The 3,016-nt window shown below is 31.5% G+C and carries 2 protein-coding genes; one reads left to right on the top strand and one right to left on the bottom strand.

What is annotated here, in order from left to right; genetic code table 11:
- Positions 1-26: 26 nt before the first annotated feature.
- Positions 27-623 (bottom strand): ribonuclease HII, encoded by a 597-nt coding sequence (locus QZZ51_RS16440; RefSeq protein ID WP_291871666.1) that lies wholly within the window; start codon positions 621-623, stop codon positions 27-29.
- Positions 624-772: 149 nt separating this feature from the next.
- Here QZZ51_RS16440 and QZZ51_RS16435 point away from each other — a divergent pair, with 149 nt between their 5' ends.
- Entirely contained in the window at positions 773-2,761 is a 1,989-nt protein-coding gene (locus tag QZZ51_RS16435; RefSeq protein WP_291871664.1) for a putative porin, read from the top strand.
- Positions 2,762-3,016 lie beyond the last annotated feature (255 nt).

Raw genomic sequence — 3,016 nt, 5'->3', positions numbered from 1 at the left:
AGTGCTTTATAACAAAGGTATAATTTTTAGGGTTTTAGAATCTCTTGTTCTGGTAATTGTCTAAAACTTTTTCTATGGTATTTTGTAATACCATATTTTCTAATGGCTTCTCGGTGCTCTTTAGTAGGATAGCCTTTATTTTGTTTCCAATTATACATAGGAAATTCCTCATGTATTTTTTCCATATAATCATCCCTATAAGTCTTTGCGAGTACCGAGGCAGCAGCAATACGCATATATTTACTATCCCCTTTAATTATGCACTCGTGGCTAAAATGTTTGTAAGGTTTAAATTTATTGCCATCTACTATAATAAACTCAGAAAGTGTTTGTAGTTGGTCAATAGATTTATGCATAGCCAGTATAGAGGCATTTAATATATTGATTTCATCTATTTTTGTTGGATATACATGAGCTACAGCATAGGATACGCTAGTGGATTCTAGAATGGGGCGTAATTCCATACGCTTCTTTTCGGATAATTGCTTGGAATCATTTAAGGTTGAATTGGAGAATCCTTGAGGCAGCACTATAGCAGCTGCTGTTACGGGACCTGCTAAACAACCTCTGCCAGCTTCATCTGTCCCAATTTCGTCATAAAATTTATAAATATTGGTAAGCAAAAGAGTTATCTAATTTTAGTGTTATACTATACTAAAGTACTAACAAGAGCTGAATTTTTAGGTGTGTAACTTAATAATTTTAATATGATTTAAAACTTTCACATTTCATTAGGAACAAAAAAATTAACTTTGCAGTTGTAAGTTATACTATGAAATATTTCCTTCTTTTCTTTTTAGTTTGTTCTTTTTCTGTAGTTTCTGCCCAGACAGATTCTATTCCACCTATAAAAAAGAGCGACACTCTCTTAAAAAAAAGGAAACCAAGACCAAAAGGAAGTCCAGCCAAAAAGGAAGGGGACTCAATGGGTATCACAATAAAGGATTATAAAATTATAACTCACGCAAGAGACACCACCTATTTAGATACTACATTAACCATTCGGAAAGAATACAGATATAATTACTTAAGAAAAGATGATTTTGAGCTTATGCCTTTTGCAAATGTAGGGCAGCCCTATAATAAATTAGGAGTTAGTTTTAATAGAGCAACACTGTATCCAAAGTTAGGAGCAAAAGCAAAGCATTTTAATTATGCGGAGGTAGAAGATATACAATACTACAATGTAGCTACTCCAATGACCGATTTATTTTTTAAAACAACTTTTGATCAAGGACAATTGTTAGATGCTATGCTAACTTTTAATACCTCTAGAAGGTTAAATTTCTCTATTGGATTTAAAGGTTTTAGGTCTTTGGGGAAATACCAAATCAATCAGGCACAGTCCGGAAATTTTAAAATGACGACTAACTATGCCTCCGAAGACTATCGTTATATTTTAAGAGCACATATTGCGGCCCAGGATATTAAAACAGAAGAAAATGGAGGTCTTTCACAAGCGGAATTACAATTTGAATCTGGAAATTCAGATTATAGTGATAGAGGTAAGTTAGATGTTTTAATGATAGATGCAAATAATAAAGTACTTGGAAAGCGTTATTTCTTAGATCATAAATATAAATTGATAAGAAAAAGAAAAGACTCTAGTAGAATAGAGAAGACATCTTTAGCAATAGGTCATCAATTTAATTACGAGACAAAGTATTATCAATATGAGCAAACAGAAGGAAACGATTTTTTTGGAGATGCAATATTAAACCCTATTGATGATAAAGCGAACCTTAAGACTATGTTTAATGAGGGTAATGTAGAATTTTATAATGCTACATTAGGAAGATTACAAGGGAACGTAAGTCTTTATAATTATAATTACTACTTTAATAGTTTGTTCATTACCGATACACAAACGATACCATATCAATTAAAAGGAGAAGAAATTAGTTTAGGAGGCAAGTATCAAAAAGAAATAGGTGGTTTTAATATAGATGCAGATGTAAAGTATACTTTGGTAGGAGACTTAACAGGGCAAAGTATAAATGCTACAGCTGGGTACAATATTAATGCAACAAATAACATTGTTTTTGGTTTTCATTCATCGTCTAGAATGCCAGATTATAACTTTCTGTTATATCAGAGTGAATACCTTAATTACAATTGGTATAACGATGATTTTAAAAAAGAAAGGGTTAATAATTTAAATTTCAAATTTACATCTAAGAAATGGGGAGATGTGGAAGCAGATATAACAACCTTAGATAACTATACATTCTTTAAAGTGGATCCAGATGTCACTTTGGTAGAAGGGAAGGAGAATGCAAACATAAAACCATATCAAGAAGAGAAAAGCGTAAACCATTTAAAGATTAAGTACAGTAAAGAAATTAAGGTTGGTAAGTTTGCATTGAACAATACTTTAATGTATCAGAACGTATCTCAATCTAGCGATGTTCTCAATGTTCCTAGTTTAGTAACTAGAAATACAATTTACTTTTCATCCGATGTTTTTAAAAAAGCAATGTTTTTGCAAACAGGAGTTACATTCAAATATTTTAGTTCTTATAATATGGATGCGTATAACCCACTTATGGGAGAGTTTTATATTCAGAATGATGAGAAGCTTGGAGGATACCCATTATTAGATTTTTTTATAAATGCAAAAGTGCAACAAACAAGAATATATCTAAAGGCAGAGCACTTTAATACTTTGTTTGGGGGCTCTAATAATTTTTATTCCGCTCCAAACTATCCATATAGAGACTTTGTTATTCGTTTTGGACTGGTTTGGAACTTCTTTTCTTAGTATAAGATGAATTTGTTACAAAGATCTTTTTGACAACAATGCAACACCTAATTATATATATGAGTATGGTTTTGAGAGATGCTTTAAGGGCAGTACCGAAAAAGTATAAATAGAAATGTGGCTTTTGTGAAACTGTAAGTATCTGTTTAATAGTTGTTTTGGCATTATGTAAAATTTTTCTCAAAAAAAGTATATAAAAGTCATTGTTAGGATAGAAAAGAGGTGTACATTTGCAGCCCGCAAAACAGCAAGCGT

It is taken from the genome of Maribacter sp., assembly GCF_016744255.1.
Taxonomy (GTDB): domain Bacteria; phylum Bacteroidota; class Bacteroidia; order Flavobacteriales; family Flavobacteriaceae; genus Maribacter_B.
The sequence above is the reverse complement of the archived record's forward strand: the minus strand, read 5'-3'. Positions and strand labels throughout refer to the sequence as shown.

Coding starts and splice junctions, on each gene's coding strand:
- QZZ51_RS16435 (WP_291871664.1), top strand. CDS start 773: ATGAAATATTTCCTTCTTTTCTTTTTAGTTTGTTCTTTTTCTGTAGTT.